Below are 18,841 nucleotides of genomic sequence, written 5' to 3'. Positions count from 1 at the left end.
CGTTTCGGATTCAAGTTATGAAAAAGACCCTCATCCTGCTGGCGGCCCTGGCCCTGGCCACCACCGGCACCAGCTTTGCCCAGACTACCCCCGCCACCGGCACTTCCAAAATGAAAGTGAAGGCCGACAAGGGCCCCAAAAAAGACAAGCCCAAGCTCAGCCCCGAGCAGAAAGCCGACCACGGCGCGGCCAAAATGGCCAAGCAGCTCGGCCTGAGCCCCGACCAGGAAGCCCGCGTGGAGAAAATCCTGCTGGCCCGCAACCAGGAAATGAAAGGCCTGAAAGACAAAGCCGGCACCGACCGCAAAGCCGCCCACGAGCAGATGAAAACCGTACGCACCAAGTACGACAACGAGCTGAAAGGCGCCCTGACGGCCGAGCAGTTTGCCAAATACCAGCAGCTGCGCGCCGAGCACAAGGGCCACGGCGACCACCGCGGCCACGGCCCGCAGGATGGCAAAATGAAAGTGAAAAGCAAGGGCTAAGCCCGGCTTGTAGTAACTACCACGAAAAGCTCCCGCCCACCGGCGGGAGCTTTTTTTTGTGGCCGGCCCTACTGCACCCGCCGCCGTACCGGCGCGCAGTACATGGGCTCGGTGGTGGAGCTGTTGAGGCAGGCCCACACCACTTCTACAACGGCACCCGAGGGGAAGGGCCCGATTTCGCGCTCGCGGCCACCGCCCACGAAGATGGTGGCACTGTGCTCGGCGGGCACGGCGGGGTCGTGGCTGGCCCGAATGAGGTTTTGCAACGCCCCCTTGGCACGCTTGCCCTTGACGCAGAGGTAGCCCGGCTGCGAGCCATCGACGAGCTCCACGTCGGTGGGGGCGGGCAGCTCGACGGGGCGCCGGTGGGCTACGTTGGCCCCCAGCGTGAGGCCCGAGGAGCGCAAAGCCTCCTCATTGTTGGGGAAGCTGAGGTTGAGCTGCGCCGCCAGCCGCCCGAGCTCTACGCGCACCGCCAGCCGTAGGCGGCGGCGCTGGGCCGTCTCGGCGGGGGTAGGGTAGAGAATGGTGCTCACGTTGGTATCCAGGGCCAGCGTGGCATCGGTGAGCGGGCCTACCAGCGTGTCGCCGGTTTTGATAAACTTGCTGCCCGTGGTTTTGTCGATTACGCTGTGGGCATAGAGCGACAGCTTGTCGTTACGGACGCCATTGTAGGTAGTATTGAGTTTCATAAACAAAAAATGAAAGGTGAAAGGTGAAAAAAGTGATGGGCAGTAGTGCTTGAAAGCACTTGTAATAGGTGTCAATCGACTTGCATTTGCACCAAACACAATTGTGTTTGCGCTAAAGTCAATTGTGTTTGCGCCAAACTCAATCGTGTTTGCGCTAAAGTCAATTGTGTTTGCGCTAAAGTCAATTGTGTTTGCGTCAAACTCAATCGTGTTTGCGCTAAAGTCAATTGTGTTTGCGCCAAACTCAATTGTGTTTGCGCCAAACTCACTTGTGTTTGATACAATTCAACTTGTAGTAACACCTTTTTACTGCTGGCTGCAGGCAGACTCAAGGCTGTGGCAGCTCCCCTTTTCACGCCGGCTGTGGAAAGGAGAACAGTAACACGGCTAAAACAACAATTGACGGGGACAAAGCTATTGGCGGGTTTTGCCAAAAACACGAGTAAAAACACCTGATTTGCTAAACAGGTGTTTTTACGGGGTGAGCAGGTATATATCCCCCAGGAATAGTACCAATCCCTTGGCAGCTAGCGGCGCACGAGCCTGCCCGTGGAGATGCAGACGCTGTTGCTCACGGGTAGCAGTGGAAGCCTCTTAACTGAAAATTAATTTGATAGGGTGTAGCGGCTTTGCCAATTCAATTCGATATGTTTACGCCATCATCCACCTTTTTCACTTTTTCACAATGCGAAGAACTCTACTTCATCCTTTTATCGGCGCATGGCTGGGCCTGCTGGCCTGGCTGCTGGGCCTGAGCCCGCAGCTAGCGGCAGCCCAGAGCAATACCCTGCCTGGGCCGCCGCAAGTGCCGCTTGGCGCGGCGGCTCAATATGCGCTGCTGAGTGGTGGCGACATTCAGGCCAACTGCGTAGTGCAGGCCCTGGGCCGGATAGGAGCCACCGACAGCCTGCACATCCCGGCGCTGTACGTCAGCGATACGGCCTTTGCGCTGGGCGGCGGCAACGTCGGGCAGGCGCTGACTGATTTGGCGGCGGCGCGCAGCTATTGCAGCAACCTGAGCGGTACCACCATCACGACCCTGACGGGGCAACAATTCGGGGGGGGGTATATAGCCTCACGGGCAATGCTACGCTGGCCGGCGGCGATTCATTGACGCTGGTGGGCGATACCAGCACGGTGATTATCCTTAACGTCAGTGGCAATCTGAGCTTTGCCAGCAACAGCCGGGTACGCCTACAGGGGGTGCTGGCCCGCAAGGTATTCTGGAACATCGGGCAGCAGCTTAGCTTGGCCTCGCTGGCCAAGGTATCAGGCGTACTGATGGCCGGGGGTGCGGTGAGTGCACAGGGTACGCAGGTAGGCCGGCGTTCCGTTTTATCGTTAGCTGGCATCGGCCTGACTAATCTGCTAAATGCGGGGGAAGGCAACTTGTTCGTTGCGCTCATCCCTGGACCAGGCAACGACGACGACCCGCCTACGGTGCAACCACCCATTACCTATATACCGCAAAGCGGTTACTGCAACCTGGTACAGGATGGCAGCTTTGAGTGTTATCCTTTCTGCCCGAACGAATCTGCTCCGCAACCGCTTGTCAATTCTTACTGGAGTGTTGCCTGGCAGCAATCTTTTAATGGTGCGCTAGTACCAGTTGGACAATTCTATACCCAGAGTCAGAGTAGCGGCCGCCGCAGCCTATTCCATGCTTGTGCGAGTGAGAACAACAGTTCGCTCTATGGCGTCGTTCAGAATCAGGCGTGGAGAGGATTGGGAGTACCGAACAACTTTCTCAATTCCTATGGTGGTTTTTACGTTTATCCCAGCGGACCTAATGGCCCTGTTCAGAGCTTCTACTACCCCATATTTGCAACAGCACCAGGATTGTCAGCGATGGCACAGCATAGTATAGCCCTTACTGGCAGCGGCTACCGTGCCCTAGTTGCTGGTGGGGTTTCGACCGGTGGGGCTCCTGCTTCGCGCGACTATCTGTACCAGCAGTTGGGCAACGGCAACAGCGTAGAACCCAATCGACGGTATTATGCCGAGTTCTACAATACCATTTCGCCCAATAGTGGACATACTGCCAAGAGCCTGGGTTTAGCGCTGTGTTCGGCTACGCCCAGCCGCACTGCTATTTCGAGCGTGATAGAAGGTGCACCCAATAACAGTTACGGAAACTGGCAACGTATCGGCGGTGTATTTACCACCTCCGCCGCCCCCGAGCAACACCTAATGATTGGTGATTTCTCGGTGATGACAGCTTCGGAGTATTCGAGTCCGGCTTACATCCGTAACTCGCAGATACCGCTCCCTGCTAATACCTCTCCTCACCCAGAACCGGACAAAGAGCAGTACCGACTAGGCAACCTCGGTTTCCGCACGGAAATTGAGAACCAGCGCAACTGGCATGCCACCTACTACATCGACAACGTCCTCCTCGTCCCCCTCACCGAGGCCGGTCCGAACCACACCTTCTGCGCCTACGCCCCGCCCACGCCGCTCGGCACCTGCGCCATGCCGCCCCAAACCGGAGCCACCTACCTCTGGGAGATAGTGAGCAGCGCTGCCCCCGGCCCCCTTCCCACCCTGACGCCCAGCGAACGAATCCTTCCCAGCATAACGGTGCAGCCGGACTACACCACCACGTATAGGCTGACCACCACCGTGAACGGCCTGCCCTATACGTCGCTCACCACCATCACTATCACCGAGCCCACGCTGCCCAGCACCCTACTGGTGAACTGTGGCCAGCCAGCTACGCTGAGCGTGCTGTGCTCATCAGGTGCCCCAAGTGCATCGGGCATAGTGTACAACTGGACCACGAGCCCAAGCATCAGCCCCGCCCCCGTGACCCAGAACAATACCGTTACGGCATCCCCCACGGTACCTACTACTTTCTCCGTGAGCATTAGCCTGCCGGGTCGCAGCCGCACCTATACCGCCTCCAGCACCGTGTACGTAGCGCCCCGGGCCGGGGCCAACCAAAACATCGTCTGCGGCGCTTCGACCATACTGGGGACCACTTGTATGGGGACCACTATATCGGGCGCCACATTCTTCTGGACGGTGGGCGGTACGACCATTAGTGGACTCAACCCCACCGTGACGCCCACTGCCCCCAGCACCACCTATACCCTGATGGTGGCTATCCCGAGCCTAAACCAATTGTTGACAGCGGGGCAAACCACCATCACCATTAACGGGGGGCAGCCCTGCCCCAATGCCTGCTCGCATCCATACGCCAACAACGGAGACTATAGGAACCCCGTCGGCCCGGATGATGAGTTGGGCGAAGCCGGCAATTGGAACGATGTCACGATTATCGACGGCCAAGGGGGGCAGGTTATATTTGACGGCAGCTACCATGTGGTGGGGCCGGTGGAGTTTATGAACGGCGAATTTATCCTCATGCCGGGCACCGTCTTCTACGTCGATGGCGGCCGGCCGGGCTACCCGTTTGTGCAGCGCGGCACCCAATGCTACCCCGACCTGCTGGATGGCGACCATTATCTACACCTGTTTGTAGGCTAGGATGCCGTGCTGCAACTACAGGGGGCCACGCTTACCTCGACCTGCGATGCTATGTGGGGCGGCGTAGAGCTGGTCGATAACGGGCGCATCGTCACCCTATACGACAACGGTCCGAGCCGCATCAGCGAGGCCGCCGTAGGGGTGCTGGTGGGCACCTCGTGCCGCAGCACCGAGGCCAGCTACGACCTGAGCGATACCGACTTTTATAACAACACCTACGGCGTGGCCGTGTGGGGCAACGACCCGGCGATGGCCGCCAACTGCCGCATCGAATACTGCCAGTTTTACAGCGACCATACCCAGCGCCTGGTCCCCGAGAATACATCGATGGAGAACCCGGGCAGCCCCGACGGCAACTACGGCAATGCGGGCCTGGTGCTGCGCGGCGACGGCCACGCCGGCATTCCCTACCGCAGCAATGCGTTTCACGAGCTGTATGCGGGGGCCGAGCTGGCCGGCGAGGGCATCGTGTTTGACTACAACGTGCTGGACCATTGCTACGGCACCGCCATTCGGGTGGGCGCGCCCGATGAAGGACAGCTCATCGGCTACCTGCGCGTGGAGGAAAACGAGGTAACGGTGCCCGACAATCCGTTCCCGGAAGGCCAGGTGCCGCCCGATGCGGAGGTAATGGGCATCGAGCTCATGGGCATGGGCCTGGAGCAGCCGACAGGCAGCGAGCTCTACGTGACCGGCAACGACGTGACGGGGCTGTCGCGCGGCAACTCGCCGCAAAAGCGGCTCGTCGGCCTCGGTGGCTACCTGTGCTTCGAGCGCACCAGCATCGAGCACCACAACGTCTTTACGACCCTCGACACGGGGGTGCGCCTACAGGATGCCACGGCCCAGCTGGACGTTAGCCGCGCCGTGGCCAACAACCTCTTCAACGACTGCGAAGAGGCCGTGGCCTTGCGGGACGACATCTACGCCCCCACCGTGGCCTGTAACCAAATCGAGGGCAGCGATTACGGTATCGTGCTGGAAAACGGGGCCGACGTAGGCTACCTGGGGACTAACGATGAGCCCTGTGGCAACAACTACAGCGTCAACGCGGCTTCGGTGATTAATGGCAGTGGCGTGAGCATTGATTATTACGCTCACCCGCAGGAGTTGGTGACAGGACCTCTTCTGAACGTTCTTTACAGCTCTAGCGGGTATCTTGACTGCAACTCGCGAGGCCATCAGTACGGCCTGCGGGCGGCCCCGCCCGTACCGATTACCACCGTGGAGCACTGGCAGCAGCAGTTGCTGACCCAGACCGGTAGCCCGCAGCAGCTGCGCCAGTACGAGCGGCGCATCATCGCCTACTACGCCGCCCAGGAGCAGTGGGCCACTCTGGATGCCTTCACGGCCACGCTGCCGTTGAGCAACGACGCCGCCTACGAGCGCCTGGGCCTGTACCTGCTCGAAACCTACCGTCGCCTCCAACAGCCGGCCGATGTCCAACGGCTGCGGACGGACCTGCTGAGCTGGCGCGGTGCCAACCCCGACCTGCGCCAGCGCATTGCGTACTTCGACGTGAGTGAGCAGCTGCGCCACCTGCGGCCCGGTCAGCGGCCTACCGCCGCCGATAGCGCCACCCTGGCCACCGTGGCGGCCTCGGCTACCAGCTACGCCGCCGTGGCCTGCACCACGCTACGCTACTACTACCCCGGCGTGACCTGCCAGGGCACTCCGCCCCCGCCGCCGGCGGCCCGCCTGCTGGCCGCAGCTCACCCCACTACTCATACCGAAAAGCTGCGGTTGAGCGTAGCCCCCAACCCGGCCCACGAAACGGTGCAGGTGAGTTGGAGCCAGCCGTGCCCCACCGCAGCCCGCCTGGAACTGGTGGCCGTGGGCAACGGTCAGATAGCCCACGCCCAGCCCGTGGCGCCCGCCCAGCTTAGCCTGGAGCTAAATGTGGCGGCTCTGCCCCCCGGCGTGTACGCCGCCCGCCTGGTGGGCCCCAACGGCCAGCCGCTGGCGACGACCAAACTCGTCGTTGTTCACTAACTTAGAGCGGGTGGCCTGCTCCCGCGTGGGAGCGGGCCACCCCTTAGGCACTTTTTCGACTAGTTCATATGACGTTCCGTCTACTTTGGCTGTTCTTGCTGTGGGCGTTGCCGTTCGTGGGCGGGGCACAGCAACTGTTGTGGGAGCGCATCTACAATCCGCCCGGTGCCCAGAACACCTACCTGGTGTATTGTTCGCTCACGCCGCAGGGGCGGCTGCTCGTGCCGGGCTACACCCGGCCCCTGGGCCTGAGCCCCTGCCAGGGCTGGCAGCAGGTGTTCAGTCTGTATGACCTGAACGGCCAACTGGTGCGTGAGCAGTTGGGCCGCCGACAAGCTGAGAATCCACAGGCCCTGCAGCAAGGTACGGGCAGCCGCTACTGGTGGGCTGGTACGCAGCCCGTGTGTGCTGCCCCCATATCGGAAGGCTCCTACGTACAACGCCTGACGCTGCACGGCGACACGCTGCCCGCCTGGCCAATGCTGGCCCCCGTTCCTCCAGAGCACAGCGCCACGGCCGTACTCGAAGACGGCCGCCGCCTGCTCGTGGCGGGCTACGAAGTCACCAGGGGAGCCAACCTGCAAATCCGGCGCTACACCCTGACCAGTGTGGACACGGCTTCCGGGCAGGTGCGCTGGCGCCACGCCTACGACCGTCCGCCCTTTGCCAACGACTATCCGACTGACTTAGTGCGCACTCCAAAAGGCGGCTATCTCATTTCCGGTGATGGGCAGTTGTCTGCTGGCTTCCAACACCTATTTTTGGAAACGGATAGCTTGGGCAACCAGTTAAAACAGCGCCTCATCTATCCGCTGGGTCCCAACTTCAACAACGGCTACCGCTTTTCTACCTGGACAAACCTGCTGGCCCTGCCCAACGCGCAGGGCTACCTGGCCTCGGGCATGGCCGACTCGACGCCCGGCCCTGGCCTGCACTATGGCCGGGCCTACCTCATGCGCCTCGACACGGCCCTCAACGTGACCTGGGTCTACGCCCACCCCCCCGCCCTCGACGGCCAGCTCAGCCAGGATGCCAACCGCGTGCGCCTGCTGCCCGACGGCTCGGCCGCCCTGCTTGTGCGTGACCTGAACGTGCGCAGTAGCCAGGGCTCGTTCAGCCCCACGTTGCGCCTGGTCCAAATCGACCTGACGACGGGCCAACGGCTTTCCCGCTATACCCTGCCCAGCCCCAGCCAGACCGGCATCCGCGTCTTCGACTGGCAGTGGCTGGGCGACGGCACCCTCGTGCTCTGCGGCCAGAGTACGCAGGCCGGCACCGGCGTCGGCGTCACCCAGGGCTACCTGGCCCGCTGGGACTTTCGCCAAACACCCCTGGCCACCGGCCGCCCCGCCACCCAGGCGGGCGGGGCCTCCCTGCGCCTCTACCCTACCCCCGGCACCACTACCGCCCCCACGGCCGCTCACTACCAACTCCCGCCCGGCACGAGCGGCGGCACGCTGCTGGTGACGGATGTGCTGGGCCGCCTGATGCAGCGCCACCCGCTGCCCCCCGGGCCGCGCTCCGGCTCGCTGCTGCTGCCCGGGCTGGCTCCCAGCCTCTACCTCGTGCGCCTCGTGCCCACGCAAGGGCCCACGCTCACCCAGCGCCTGCTCGTGCAGCCCTAGCGCCAGCCCCACTCTTCAATAAAAGAAGGGAGCCTGACGATTCTTATCCGCACATAACCGGTGCCCCCTCTTTTTTGGGAATGCGCATTAAGCATTCTTCGGGGGTCAGGGGGTGAGGTTCACCGGCCGCGCCGATTGGTACCGCCTAAAACATTCGCCTCACCCAAGCGTTTCTGAAGCCCGCCGCTTATATTTGGCCTACGCGCCGGGCCTGGCCGGGCGCTCACCTAATTCTCCCTCAGATGCCTCCCCTTCCCAGTAGCACGGCCTCGGCCGTGCAGATTCAGCAGTTTTACGACAAGGGCCTGGCCCACGCCAGCTACGCCGTGCGCTGCGGCCACAAGGTCGCCATCATCGACCCCGGCCGCGACCCCCAGCCCTACTACGACTTCGCCGACGAGCACGAAGCCCGCATCGTGGCCGTGATTGAGACGCACCCGCACGCCGATTTCGTGTCGTCGCACCTGGAAATCGCGGAGGAAACTAACGCTACCATCTACTGCAGCAAGCTGGTGGGCGCCAAATACCCCCACAAAGGCTTCGACGACGGCGACCGCATCGTGCTGGGTACCGTGGAGCTGCACGCCCTCAACACCCCCGGCCACTCGCCCGACAGCATCAGCGTGCTGCTGCTGGACGACCTGGCCCAGACCCGCGCCGTGTTTACCGGCGACACGCTCTTCGTGGGCGACGTGGGCCGGCCCGACCTGCGCGAGGACGAGGCCATCGGCGGCCACGCCCGCGAGGCCCTGGCCGCCCAGCTCTACCACAGCACCCGCCAGAAGCTCATGACCCTGCCCGGCACCACCAAGGTGTACCCCGCGCACGGCCCCGGCAGCCTCTGCGGCAAAACCACCAGCCCCGACCTCGACTCGACCATCGCCAAGGAGCTCAAAACCAACTACGCCCTCCAGCCGATGGCGCAGGACGAGTTCATCCGCGTGCTGCTCGAAGACCAGCCCTTCGTGCCCAAGTACTTCGGCCACGACGTGAAGCTGAACAAGCAGGGCGCCCGCGGCTTCGAAGACAGCATCCGGGCCGTGCCGCACCCCAGCCCCAGCGCCCCGCTCGAAGCCGGTGTGCTCGTCATCGACACCCGCCCGGCGGCCCGGTTCCGCGCCGGCCACCTGCCCGGCGCCATCAACCTGCAGGACGGCGGCAAGTTCGAAACCTGGTTGGGCTCGGTGGTGGGCCCCACCGAGCCCTTCTACCTGCTCGCCGACTCGCAGATTGCCCTGGACACCGTGGTGCGCAAAACCGCCAAAATCGGCTACGAGGGCAACATCAAGGGCGCCCTGCTGGTGCCCAGCCAGCTCCCCGCCACCGCCCCCACCGTGGATGTGCCGGCCGTGCGCGAGCACCCCGGGCAGTTCACCATCGTGGACATCCGCAACCGCGCCGAGGCCAAAAACCAGGTGTTCGACAACGCCCTGGTGATTCCGCTGCCCGAGCTGCGCGAGCGCGCCCACGAGATTCCCACCGGCAAGCCGGTGCTCATTCACTGCGCCGGCGGCTACCGCTCGGCCGCCGGGGCCAGCATCGTGCAGGCCGCCCTGCCGGGCGCGGAGGTACTGGATTTGGGCGAGGCGATTACGGAGTTTCAGAAGGCGGCGGTGCATTAATGCAACTATGGGGTCAGCGCTGGCAATAATTGTTTTTATTACGGCCGCGCTGATTCTATTTATTAGCCGTCAGCGCATTTTGCCACACAAAAACACGACACTCCCTGCATCAACAGGGAGTGTCGTGTCTCGCAATCAGTGGACAACAACCTTGCAAGGTGAAGTTGCCATTTTAGCAGCGGGTGAGTCACATGACATTATTGAGTATGGCTTTGTGTGGGGCCTGATTCATAAGGATGCGGAACTGGCTTCAACCAGAGAAACCTTATTTGAAGCGAAGCAACTCATCATCGATTTCAGTCTGTTAAAGTGGGCTGGTCATTGCAGCTGTGAATACCACCTACTTAATCAGACCTATAAGACGCTCAAAGGCAAACCCATTATTTTTTGTGGTATAAGCCCAGACCTGCAGTTCATCTTTGACACGCTGGGCTGCACTGAAATTGCCCCGGCCCTTTTTGTGCTTCCTACCCTGAAAGACGCCTTGCTTCATTACGAAGCCAGTAAGGAGTTCTACCCGGATAGTAGTAATGGATAGTCAGGAATGAATGGCCTCGCATTCCCATAAACGTTACCATGACCTACACCCTAGACTGGCTCCTCACAGTCATTGACAGCGGCCAGCGCCCGAAATACCTCTATTTCTGGGGCCACCAGCGCAGCAAGAGCGGCGACATCACCGCCAGCTGCTTCAGCCAGTGGTGGGTGGCGCCGTTTGTGATTGACGGCGTAAGCTACGCCACGGCCGAGCACTGGATGATGGCGCAGAAGGCCCGGCTGTTTGACAACGAAGACGTATTCCAGCGCATCATCGCCGCCAAAACCCCGGCCGAGGCCAAGAGCCTGGGCCGCCAGGTGCGCGGCTTCGACGACGCGGCGTGGACTGCCAAGCGCATGGCCATCGTGGTGCGCGGCAACTTCGCGAAGTTCAGTCAACACCCCGAGCTGCGGGAGTTCCTGCTGAATACCAACAACCGCGTGCTGGTAGAAGCCAGCCCCGTGGACCGCATCTGGGGCATCGGGCTGGTGGCGGATGACGAGCGCGCCGCCGACCCGCGCCGCTGGGACGGGCTCAACCTGCTGGGCTTTGCGCTGATGGAGGTGCGGGATAGGCTGCGGTAGTCGCCCTCCGCGTTCAACCTCACCCCCCGGCCCCCTCTCCAAAAGAGAGGGGGAGCCGAACGACTCTCGATAGGTGCAGGACCGGTGCCCCCTCTCTTTTGGAGAGGGGGTCAGGGGGTGAGGTTTCGGCCGTAACTTTGAGTAAATCCCCCAACGCTTCCCTCTACCCCCCCGTGCGCGTCCTTCACACCGCCGACTGGCACCTCGGCCAGCACTTCCTCACCGGCCAGGAGCGCCTCACCGAGCAGCAGCTGTTTCTCGACTGGCTGCTAACGGCCGTGCAAACCTACGGCGTGGACGCGCTGGTCATTGCCGGTGACGTGTTCGACACCACCTCGCCCTCGCACGCGGCGCAGGAGCTATACTACACCTTCCTGGTGAGGATGCAGGCCACCAGCTGCCGCGACATCGTGGTGGTGGGCGGCAACCACGACTCGCCCAGCCTGCTCAACGCCTCGCGGCAGCTGCTGCGGCAGCTCCGCATTCACGTAGTGGGCGGCGTGCCCACCGACCCCGGCGAGCAGATAATCAGTCTGCCCGGCCTGGCCGTAGCCGCCGTGCCCTTCCTGCGCGACCGCGACATCCGCCTGGCCGTGGCCGGCGAAACGCCCGACGAGCGCCAGCTCCGCATCCGCGAAAGCATTGCCGGGCACTACGCCGCCCTGGCCGACCACGACGCCCTGCGCCGCCTGCGCGAGCAGGACCGGCCGGTGCTGGCCACCGGCCACCTCTACGCCGCCGGCGGCGAGGCCCGCGAAGGCGCCGAGCGCGACGTGCACATCGGCGGGCTGGGGCTGGTGGGGGCCGAGCACTTCCCGGCCGCCTTTGACTACGTGGCGCTGGGCCACCTGCATCGCCCGCAGGTGGTGGGCGGGCGGGCGCACATCCGCTACTCGGGCTCGCCGGTGCCGCTGTCGTTCACCGAAGCCGATGACCGGCAGCAGGTGCTGCTGCTGGACTTTGCGGGGGCCGGCACACCGCCCGTTATCACGCCGCTGCCGGTGCCGGTGAGCCGCCGGCTGCAGCGCTTCCACGGCTCGCTGGAAGAGGTAGAGCGCGAAATCATTGCCTACGACAACTCGGCCTTCCCGCTGGTGGCCTGGGCCGACGTGCTGGTGCAATCCGACGAAACGCCCGGCGAAGTCCAGACCCGGGTGAAAGCCGCCCTGAACCTGCAGAAAGGCCAGCTGCTGGCCCCCCGCGGCGTGCGCCACCAGCGCGTGACGGAAGTAGTGGATTTGGCGGCGGCAATGGCCCCCTTGCAAATGCTGAGCGACCTGACGGTGGAAGAAGTGTTTGCCCGCCGCGTGGCCGGCCTGCCGCCGGAGCGGGCGGCGGCGCTCACCAGCACGTTCGGCGAGTTGCGGCAATTACTATCGGAAGCCGACCCAGCCGCCTGGGGCGGGCAGGAGTAGTTCGGCTTTGCGAAACCTACGTTGCGGCGTAGCCGCGAAGCAGCGGCACGTTGGTAATAATCAAGCCCAGACGTTGGGGAGCCGCAAAGCGGCGGCACTACTGCCTAGTGAAAGTGCCGCCGCTTTGCGGCTCTGGTTACTTCTGCTTTCCGTTACAACTACCAACATGTCGCCGCTTCGCGGCTATTCCGCCGCTTGAGTTCTGTAGTCCGCGAATAAGAACGACCTCACAGGATTTTGACGGGCACAAAATTGTGTGAGGTCGCCCGGTACCTCACGCAATTTTGCTTGACTCGAAAAGGTGTGAGGTTAGTTAGCACCTCACCTAATGTTACGCCGGGCAAAATGGTGTGAGGCCGGCACCGGTTGCGGCCCAGGCAGCCATTGTAGCCGGGCCGCCCCCTGTCGTATCTTCGGGGAGTATTGCAGGAAATTAGTTAGCATGAAAATTATCAGCATCCGCTTCGCCAACCTCAACTCGCTGCCCGGACCCTACCTTATTCGTTTCGACACTACCCCGCTGGCTGATACCGGCTTGTTTGCCATCACCGGGCCCACGGGGGCGGGCAAGAGCACCCTGCTCGATGCCATTGCAGTGGGCCTCTACGGCCGGGTGCCGCGCCACGACCGGCAGGTGGGCGAGATGGTGAGCCGCCACGCTAATGAGGCGTTTTCGGAAGTAGAGTTTGAAGTGTACGCCACCGATGCCGATACCGGCGCCACCACCCGCGTGCGCTACCGCTCGCGCTGGGAGGTGAAGCGCAAGACCCGCGGCACCGACAAGGGCGGGCTGAACCAGGATGCCATGACGCTGGTGGTGAGTCCGTCGGGTGAGGCGGTGGTGAGCGGCAAGGAAGCGGTGCCGGCGCGGGTGAGCGAGTTGTCGGGGCTGGACTTCGGGCAGTTCGAGCAGGCCATTCTGCTCAGTCAGGGTAAGTTTGCGCGGTTTCTGCACGCGCCGGAAAAGGAGCGCAGCGCCCTACTGGAGAAGATGACCAACGTGGGTATTTACTCGCGCTTGTCAATTGCGGCATTTGAGAAAGCCAAGGAAGAAGAACTCAAAACCAAGCTCCTAAGCGCCAAGCTAGCCGCCACCCGCCTGCTGACGGCAGACGAGCGCACGGCTCTGGAAACCCAGATTGCCGAGCTTAACGAGCAGGTGGAACAGCACCACGAGGAGTACGGCGACCTGAACGTGTGCCTAACCTGGCGCACCCAACTTGACCAGCTTGATAAGCAGCTGCGCGACACCGCCCGTGAAGTGGAGCAGCTACAAGCCGACGACGAGCGGCTGCAGCCTGAGTTTGCCCGTCTGGCCGGCCACCAGCGGGCCAAAGATGTAGCCACGCCCTTGGCCCTGGCCGAAGCTGCCGCCCAGGAGCTGGCCCGCGACGTAACGCAGCTGCAAGAGCTGGAAGCTGCCCTGCCCGACTGGGAGCAGGCCGTGCGCGCCGCCACCAGCCGCCACACCACCGCCACCGAAACCCACGCCGCCGCCGTAGCCGAAGAAACCCGCCTGCGCCCCGTGCTGGAAGAAGCCGGCAAGCAGGACGCCGCCATTGCCGTGAGTCAGCAGCAGCTGACGCAGAAGCGCCAGGCGCACGCGAAAGACTTGAGGGACTTGACGCAGGAGCAAAGCGCCCTGGCCCGGCAAGCCGAGGAAATAGCCGGCCTGCAAACCGAAAACACAGCGCTCGACCAGTGGCTTATGGCCCACAGCGCCGAGATTAAGTTAAGTGACCAAATCAACAACCTAAGCCGGGAAATAATTGACCTGCAAGCTGCCCAAAAGGAGCTAGCCACCCGCGAAGCGCGCCGCGACGAGCTAAGCAAAAACCAGCAAGCCACTACCGCCGACCTGACGCGGCAGCAGGCCCTGGCCGAAGCCGCCCTAGCCGAGCAGCAGGCAATCAAGGACGAGGGCCAGCCTTGCCGCACCGAGCGCGACGCCCTGCTGGCGGGCACCACGCCCGCCGCCCTGGCCCAGCGCGCCGACGACATCACGGCCTATCTGCAAGGCCTGCAGCAGCTATTGCCCAAAGCCGAAGCCGCCCACGACAATCAGGCCCGCGCCGCCGCCCTCACCGCCGAAACCGAGCGCGAAGCCCCCACCCTGACCACCGCCGAAACCGCCGTGGCCCACCTCGAAACCCGCCGCGCCGACGGCCAGCGCCTGCTGGAAAGCTACCGGCGCGAGCTGCGCGCCCAGCAGGCCCTGGCCGACCTCAACGCCCACCGCCAGCAGCTGCAGCCCCACCAGCCCTGCCCCCTCTGCGGCGCGCTGGAGCACGCTTTCGGCCATGATTTCACCGCCGAAACCACCGAGCAGGAGCAGCGCGAAGCCCAGCAGCAGCAGGCCCTGATAATTTTAGAGCAGGAGCTGCGGGAGGCCACCACCGACCTCACCCGCCGCCAAACGGCTCGGCAGCAGCGCCTGCTGCTGGCCCAGGAAGCTACTGCTGCCGCCGAAGTCGCCCGCCAGCAAGCAGCGGAGCTGGCCGCCATTCTCAACCCCAGCCCCGCCCAACCGGCCGACCCGGCGGCTATTCGCGAGCTACTGGCGGCAGCCACCGCCCAGCATGCCAGCGCTGTAGCCAGCCGCCGCCGCCTGGCTACGCTTGATGAGCGACTGGCTGAGCTGCGGGATAAATATACGAAAGCCGTCGAGGCAGCTACCGTCGCCCAAAAAGAAATTCCCCGGCTTGAAGAGCGGCAGCTAGCTACCGAAACCGAGCTGAATACCATTGCCACGGAGCAGATTCACTGGCGCGAGCAGGCCGATATTTTTCAGCAAACCATTCAGGACCTGCTGCGGCCGCACCAGCTGGCGCTGCCCGCCCGGCTGGTGTTCGATGGCATCTTGGCCACCCTGCGCGAGCGCGCTGAACACTACGACGAACAGGCCGGTAAGCTGGAAAAACTGGGAAAAGAACTACATGAGCGTAAGGGCCAGCATACGGTGTATGAGAAAAAGCTAGCTGAAAAAACCAGCGAGCTGGCCGCCGACGCCACCGACCTGGAAGCCGAGCAGGAGAAGGTTGACCAGCAGCGCGCCGCCCGCTTCACCCACTATGCCGGGGCCGACCCCAGCGCCGAGGCCGAGCAGCTGCACCAAACCACCCGCCAGCTGGCCGAAGCCCTCACGCAGGCCCAGACGCACCTGGCCCAGCAGCAGCAGGAGCTGGCCATCCGCCAGAATGCGCAAGCCGAACGCCAGGTCCAACTAGCTGCCCACCAGGCAACCCATACCCAAAGGCAGACCGACCTGACTGCGGCATTGGCCGCCGCCGGCCTCAGCACCGTGGCCGAAGCCCAGGCCCTGCTGCTGCCCCCGGCCGAGGCCGAGCGCCTCGAAAAGCGGCGCCAAAGCCACCTCACTGCCCAGGCCGCCACCGCCCGCCGCCTCGCCGACCTCAGCGCCGAGCAGCACCGCCACGCCGAGGCCGCCCTCACGCCCCACTCCACCGCCCAGCTCACGGCCCAGCTCCAAGCCCTGTCGGCGGCCGACGACATTCTGCAGCAGAAGCTGGGCGCCATCGGCAACCAGCTCAAGCAGGACGACGACGCCCGCCAACAGCAGGCCGAGGGCCAGCGCGAGCTGAAGCTGCGCCAGCAGGAAGAGCAGCGCTGGCAGGACCTGAGCGAGCAAATCGGCTCGGCGCGGGGCGACAAGTTCAGTCAGTTTGCCCAAGGCCTAACGCTCAGCCACCTGGCCCGGCTGGCCAACCTGCGCCTGCGCCAGCTCACCGGCCGCTACACCATCCTCAAAACCCCCAACCGCAACCTGGAGCTGCAAATTATCGACCACGACCAGGCCGACACCGTGCGCCCCATGGCCTCGCTCTCGGGCGGCGAAAGCTTCCTCGTAAGCCTGGCCCTGGCCCTGGGCCTAAGTGAATTGGCTGGTCACAAGGCCCGCATCGAGTCGCTGTTTATCGACGAAGGCTTCGGCACCCTCGACCCCGACGCCCTCAACACCGCCCTCGACGCCCTCGAACGCCTGCAGCACTCCGGTAAGATGATTGGCGTCATCTCGCACGTCGCTGATTTGAAGGACCGTATCAGCACCCAAATCCGGGTGCGGCCCGGCGCGGGCGGCAACAGCACCGTGCACGTAGTGGGCGTAATGGGCGACGAAACCAGCTGCGCAGTATTGTAGCTCAGGAAGAAGCTTTTATCTCCGCCCAGGTCCAGTATTTTCGGGGCAGCAGGCCCGCGTAGCCCCGCCGGAAAAACGCCACGACCTCCCGCTCCAGCACCTCCGGCGCGATGGACGACGCATAAATCGGCCGCCCGTCGGGGTCGGCGTAGCGCTCGGCTTTGCTGAGCTTGCGGCCGCTCAGGCGCAGTAGCGGGCCGGTGTCGGTGATGCCGTCGGCGGCCCAGCTATGGCCGCTGGTTTCCAGCTCATTCAGGCGGGCCACCAGCGGCGCGAGGTGCAGGCGCGGCAGCGTGGGGCGGCTTGCCAGGTCAATCCACGTCGTGTATTTGTATTCCAGCTCGTAGCGCTGGTTATTGTACATACTCAGCACGATATCGAAGCCCGCCGTGGGTCCGAATAGTGCATAATAAGGTAGCGGCGCCGGGGTTTGCACCACCAATAGCCCGATTTCCGGGTAATCGCGCAGCTGCGTAGCCGGGCCGCGCATAGTGGCTGCCGCAGCTTTCACCCGCTCGTATTCCGGCTGCCACGCCGCTTGGCCCGCCTCAGGATTTTCCAAAACCGCCGCGAAGCGCGGCAAAAACCACTCGAACTTCTCGACCGAGGCCTCATCCTCGCGCCGCCGCCGGGCGGGTGCGCCGAAGGGCTCGTAGAAATGAGCTTTTTCCTCGGCATTGAGCCAGCCCACCAGCTGCAACGCGTGGTCGGCCAGCGGGTGCGCCCAGTCGATTTCCCGGAAGTCGCCTAATACGGCTACCAGCCGCAACAGCTTCTCGTGCTGCCGCGCCAGTTCCGGATGCAACAAACTCCACACGCCCACGAAACCATCAACATCGAAGTGGTTGGCCGTCACGGCCGCTGCTTCCAGGCCGGGCGTGGCAGGCTGGTGCAGCGCCCGCAGCACCGAGCCGGCGCTGGTATCGTCGCGCAGGGCTTCGGGCGTGCTGGCGCCGCGCCAGTGGGCCAGCGTCAGGGCAGCGCCGGTACCCACGCTATCCACGATGATAGTAGGCTGCTGGCGGAGCTGGGCGAAGGGTACGAAGGTTCGTTTCACAGCGCAAAGGTCGGGCGAAACCTGGCGCTACCGCCGGGCGCGCCGGTTGCTGATGCGCTCCACCCGCTGCCGCCGAATCCACTTCAGATACGTCTGCAGTTCCTCGGCCTGGCGCAGCGCTTCCACGGTATTGTAGTGCCGGGCCAGCGCCTGGTTGCTCAAAAAGCGGTGAACGCTGCTGTGGCAGGGCTGGCACAAATCCACCACCGGGCCGTAGCGGCCGCCTTCCTCGCGCGGCACCAGGTGGTGGCGCGAGGTATGCTGCACCTGCCGCTCACAAAGCCCACAATACGTCTCGGGCGAAGTTGCCGGTCTGGGCCACGCGGGAGCCACACCGGATTTGGGTCGTCGTGCCATATATTGCCAAAAGCCAACTTTGGGAAGTAGCTGATTTGCTTGTTTAACAAAAAAAAGTGGGCGCAAGTTGCTTTTTCAGCAAGCAAGCCCTAACTTGGCCGCAGCACTTGCATAGCAACACTGGTTACACTCTCCGATAAGTCCAATTTCCTCACTCACCACTTTTTTCCATTTTGCTGATGACATCTACTTTACTCTGGTCTTCCCGACTCAAGCAGTTGGCCCCGCTTGGGCGGGTAGTTGTGTTGCTGTTTTTTTTGGCTGCTCTCGGCGCTACCACCGAGGCCCAGGCCCAAACCTGGATGGTGAGCACAACCGCTCAAATCAAGCTCGGCATTCTGGATAAATACGGTCAGCTCGGCCCCTACACTGCTACGTTTGTGGTGCGCAGCGAGAAAACCGGCAAAGAATACCTGCTCATCAAAGAGCTCGAAAAAGGCCAGACCGGCATCGATGTCCTCTTCCCCACCGAGCCGTCCGACCCCGATTACTTCAAAACCGAAGGCGGCGAGGCGGCCAAAGCCGTCCCCGGCCGCTACACCTGGGAATGCCGCGTGGCGGGCAAGAAAGCCGTCAGCGGCCACTTCGTCTTCCCCGAAACCGGCAACGATATCACGGTGCTGGGCCAACGGTAAGTTTTTAATGGTTAATGATTAATGGTTAGCGGTTAATTGCGGTTATGTCCGCTCCGTAAAGAAAGCCTGACCTCGCGTCAGGCTTTCTTCGTTTAAGCCAGCTATCAAGCCCCACATTAACCATTAACCATTAACCATTAACCATTAACCATTAACCATTAACCATTAACCATTAACCATTAACCATTAAC

The 18,841-nt window shown here is 63.0% G+C and carries 15 protein-coding genes and 1 pseudogene; 12 read left to right on the top strand and 4 right to left on the bottom strand.

The window, feature by feature from the left end; genetic code table 11:
- Positions 1-17: 17 nt before the first annotated feature.
- On the top strand, positions 18-485 hold the full coding sequence (locus tag Q5H93_RS22410) for a DUF4890 domain-containing protein (protein ID WP_305008951.1): 468 nt from the start codon (positions 18-20) through the stop codon (positions 483-485).
- Between the two features lie 68 nt (positions 486-553).
- Here Q5H93_RS22410 and Q5H93_RS22405 read toward each other — a convergent pair whose 3' ends face one another.
- Both Q5H93_RS22405 and Q5H93_RS22400 read right to left on the bottom strand, forming a co-directional pair.
- Positions 554-1,177 (bottom strand): hypothetical protein, encoded by a 624-nt coding sequence (locus tag Q5H93_RS22405; RefSeq protein WP_305008950.1) that lies wholly within the window; start codon positions 1,175-1,177, stop codon positions 554-556.
- Positions 1,178-1,248: 71 nt separating this feature from the next.
- Positions 1,249-1,611, bottom strand: coding sequence for a hypothetical protein (locus tag Q5H93_RS22400; protein WP_305008949.1), 363 nt, complete (start codon positions 1,609-1,611; stop codon positions 1,249-1,251).
- A gap of 251 nt (positions 1,612-1,862) precedes the next feature.
- Between Q5H93_RS22400 and Q5H93_RS22395 the strand changes: the two genes are divergently transcribed.
- From Q5H93_RS22395 to Q5H93_RS22355, 10 genes and pseudogenes are all read left to right on the top strand, one after another.
- Complete coding sequence (locus Q5H93_RS22395; RefSeq protein ID WP_305008948.1) at positions 1,863-2,291, top strand: hypothetical protein; 429 nt, start codon at positions 1,863-1,865, stop codon at positions 2,289-2,291.
- A pseudogene (locus tag Q5H93_RS24270) lies at positions 2,183-2,431 on the top strand (ice-binding family protein); the annotation flags it as partial. The gene Q5H93_RS22395 and the pseudogene Q5H93_RS24270, both read left to right, overlap by 109 nt.
- Positions 2,432-3,025: 594 nt before the next feature.
- The gene (locus Q5H93_RS22390; protein ID WP_305008947.1) at positions 3,026-4,666 is read left to right on the top strand and encodes a hypothetical protein; all 1,641 of its coding nucleotides are present in this window, start codon (positions 3,026-3,028) and stop codon (positions 4,664-4,666) included.
- A 6-nt stretch (positions 4,667-4,672) separates the two neighbouring features.
- A complete protein-coding gene (locus Q5H93_RS22385; RefSeq protein ID WP_305008946.1) occupies positions 4,673-6,658 on the top strand; it encodes a T9SS type A sorting domain-containing protein in 1,986 nt (661 codons plus the stop codon).
- A gap of 68 nt (positions 6,659-6,726) precedes the next feature.
- Complete coding sequence (locus Q5H93_RS22380; protein WP_305008945.1) at positions 6,727-8,283, top strand: hypothetical protein; 1,557 nt, start codon at positions 6,727-6,729, stop codon at positions 8,281-8,283.
- A 242-nt stretch (positions 8,284-8,525) separates the two neighbouring features.
- Positions 8,526-9,905 (top strand): MBL fold metallo-hydrolase, encoded by a 1,380-nt coding sequence (locus tag Q5H93_RS22375; RefSeq protein ID WP_305008944.1) that lies wholly within the window; start codon positions 8,526-8,528, stop codon positions 9,903-9,905.
- A gap of 7 nt (positions 9,906-9,912) precedes the next feature.
- The gene (locus tag Q5H93_RS22370) at positions 9,913-10,443 is read left to right on the top strand and encodes a hypothetical protein (RefSeq protein ID WP_305008943.1); all 531 of its coding nucleotides are present in this window, start codon (positions 9,913-9,915) and stop codon (positions 10,441-10,443) included.
- Between the two features lie 38 nt (positions 10,444-10,481).
- Positions 10,482-11,027, top strand: a complete 546-nt coding sequence (gene ybiA, locus Q5H93_RS22365; protein WP_305008942.1) for a riboflavin biosynthesis intermediates N-glycosidase — start codon at positions 10,482-10,484, stop codon at positions 11,025-11,027.
- Between the two features lie 173 nt (positions 11,028-11,200).
- On the top strand, positions 11,201-12,442 hold the full coding sequence (locus Q5H93_RS22360) for an exonuclease SbcCD subunit D C-terminal domain-containing protein (RefSeq protein ID WP_305008941.1): 1,242 nt from the start codon (positions 11,201-11,203) through the stop codon (positions 12,440-12,442).
- A gap of 442 nt (positions 12,443-12,884) precedes the next feature.
- The gene (locus Q5H93_RS22355) at positions 12,885-16,601 is read left to right on the top strand and encodes an AAA family ATPase (protein WP_305008940.1); all 3,717 of its coding nucleotides are present in this window, start codon (positions 12,885-12,887) and stop codon (positions 16,599-16,601) included.
- Position 16,602: 1 nt separating this feature from the next.
- On the opposite strand, the gene Q5H93_RS22350 is transcribed toward Q5H93_RS22355, so the two are convergent.
- Both Q5H93_RS22350 and Q5H93_RS22345 read right to left on the bottom strand, forming a co-directional pair.
- The gene (locus tag Q5H93_RS22350) at positions 16,603-17,658 is read right to left on the bottom strand and encodes a DUF6687 family protein (RefSeq protein ID WP_305008939.1); all 1,056 of its coding nucleotides are present in this window, start codon (positions 17,656-17,658) and stop codon (positions 16,603-16,605) included.
- 27 nt (positions 17,659-17,685) lie between these two features.
- Positions 17,686-17,925, bottom strand: coding sequence for an HNH endonuclease (locus Q5H93_RS22345; protein ID WP_305008938.1), 240 nt, complete (start codon positions 17,923-17,925; stop codon positions 17,686-17,688).
- 269 nt (positions 17,926-18,194) lie between these two features.
- Here Q5H93_RS22345 and Q5H93_RS22340 point away from each other — a divergent pair, with 269 nt between their 5' ends.
- Positions 18,195-18,650, top strand: coding sequence for a hypothetical protein (locus Q5H93_RS22340; RefSeq protein ID WP_305008937.1), 456 nt, complete (start codon positions 18,195-18,197; stop codon positions 18,648-18,650).
- Positions 18,651-18,841: the final 191 nt, after the last annotated feature.

This window comes from Hymenobacter aranciens, from assembly GCF_030580865.1.
Lineage (GTDB): Bacteria > Bacteroidota > Bacteroidia > Cytophagales > Hymenobacteraceae > Hymenobacter > Hymenobacter aranciens.
This window is presented reverse-complemented; position numbering and strand designations above follow the sequence as displayed.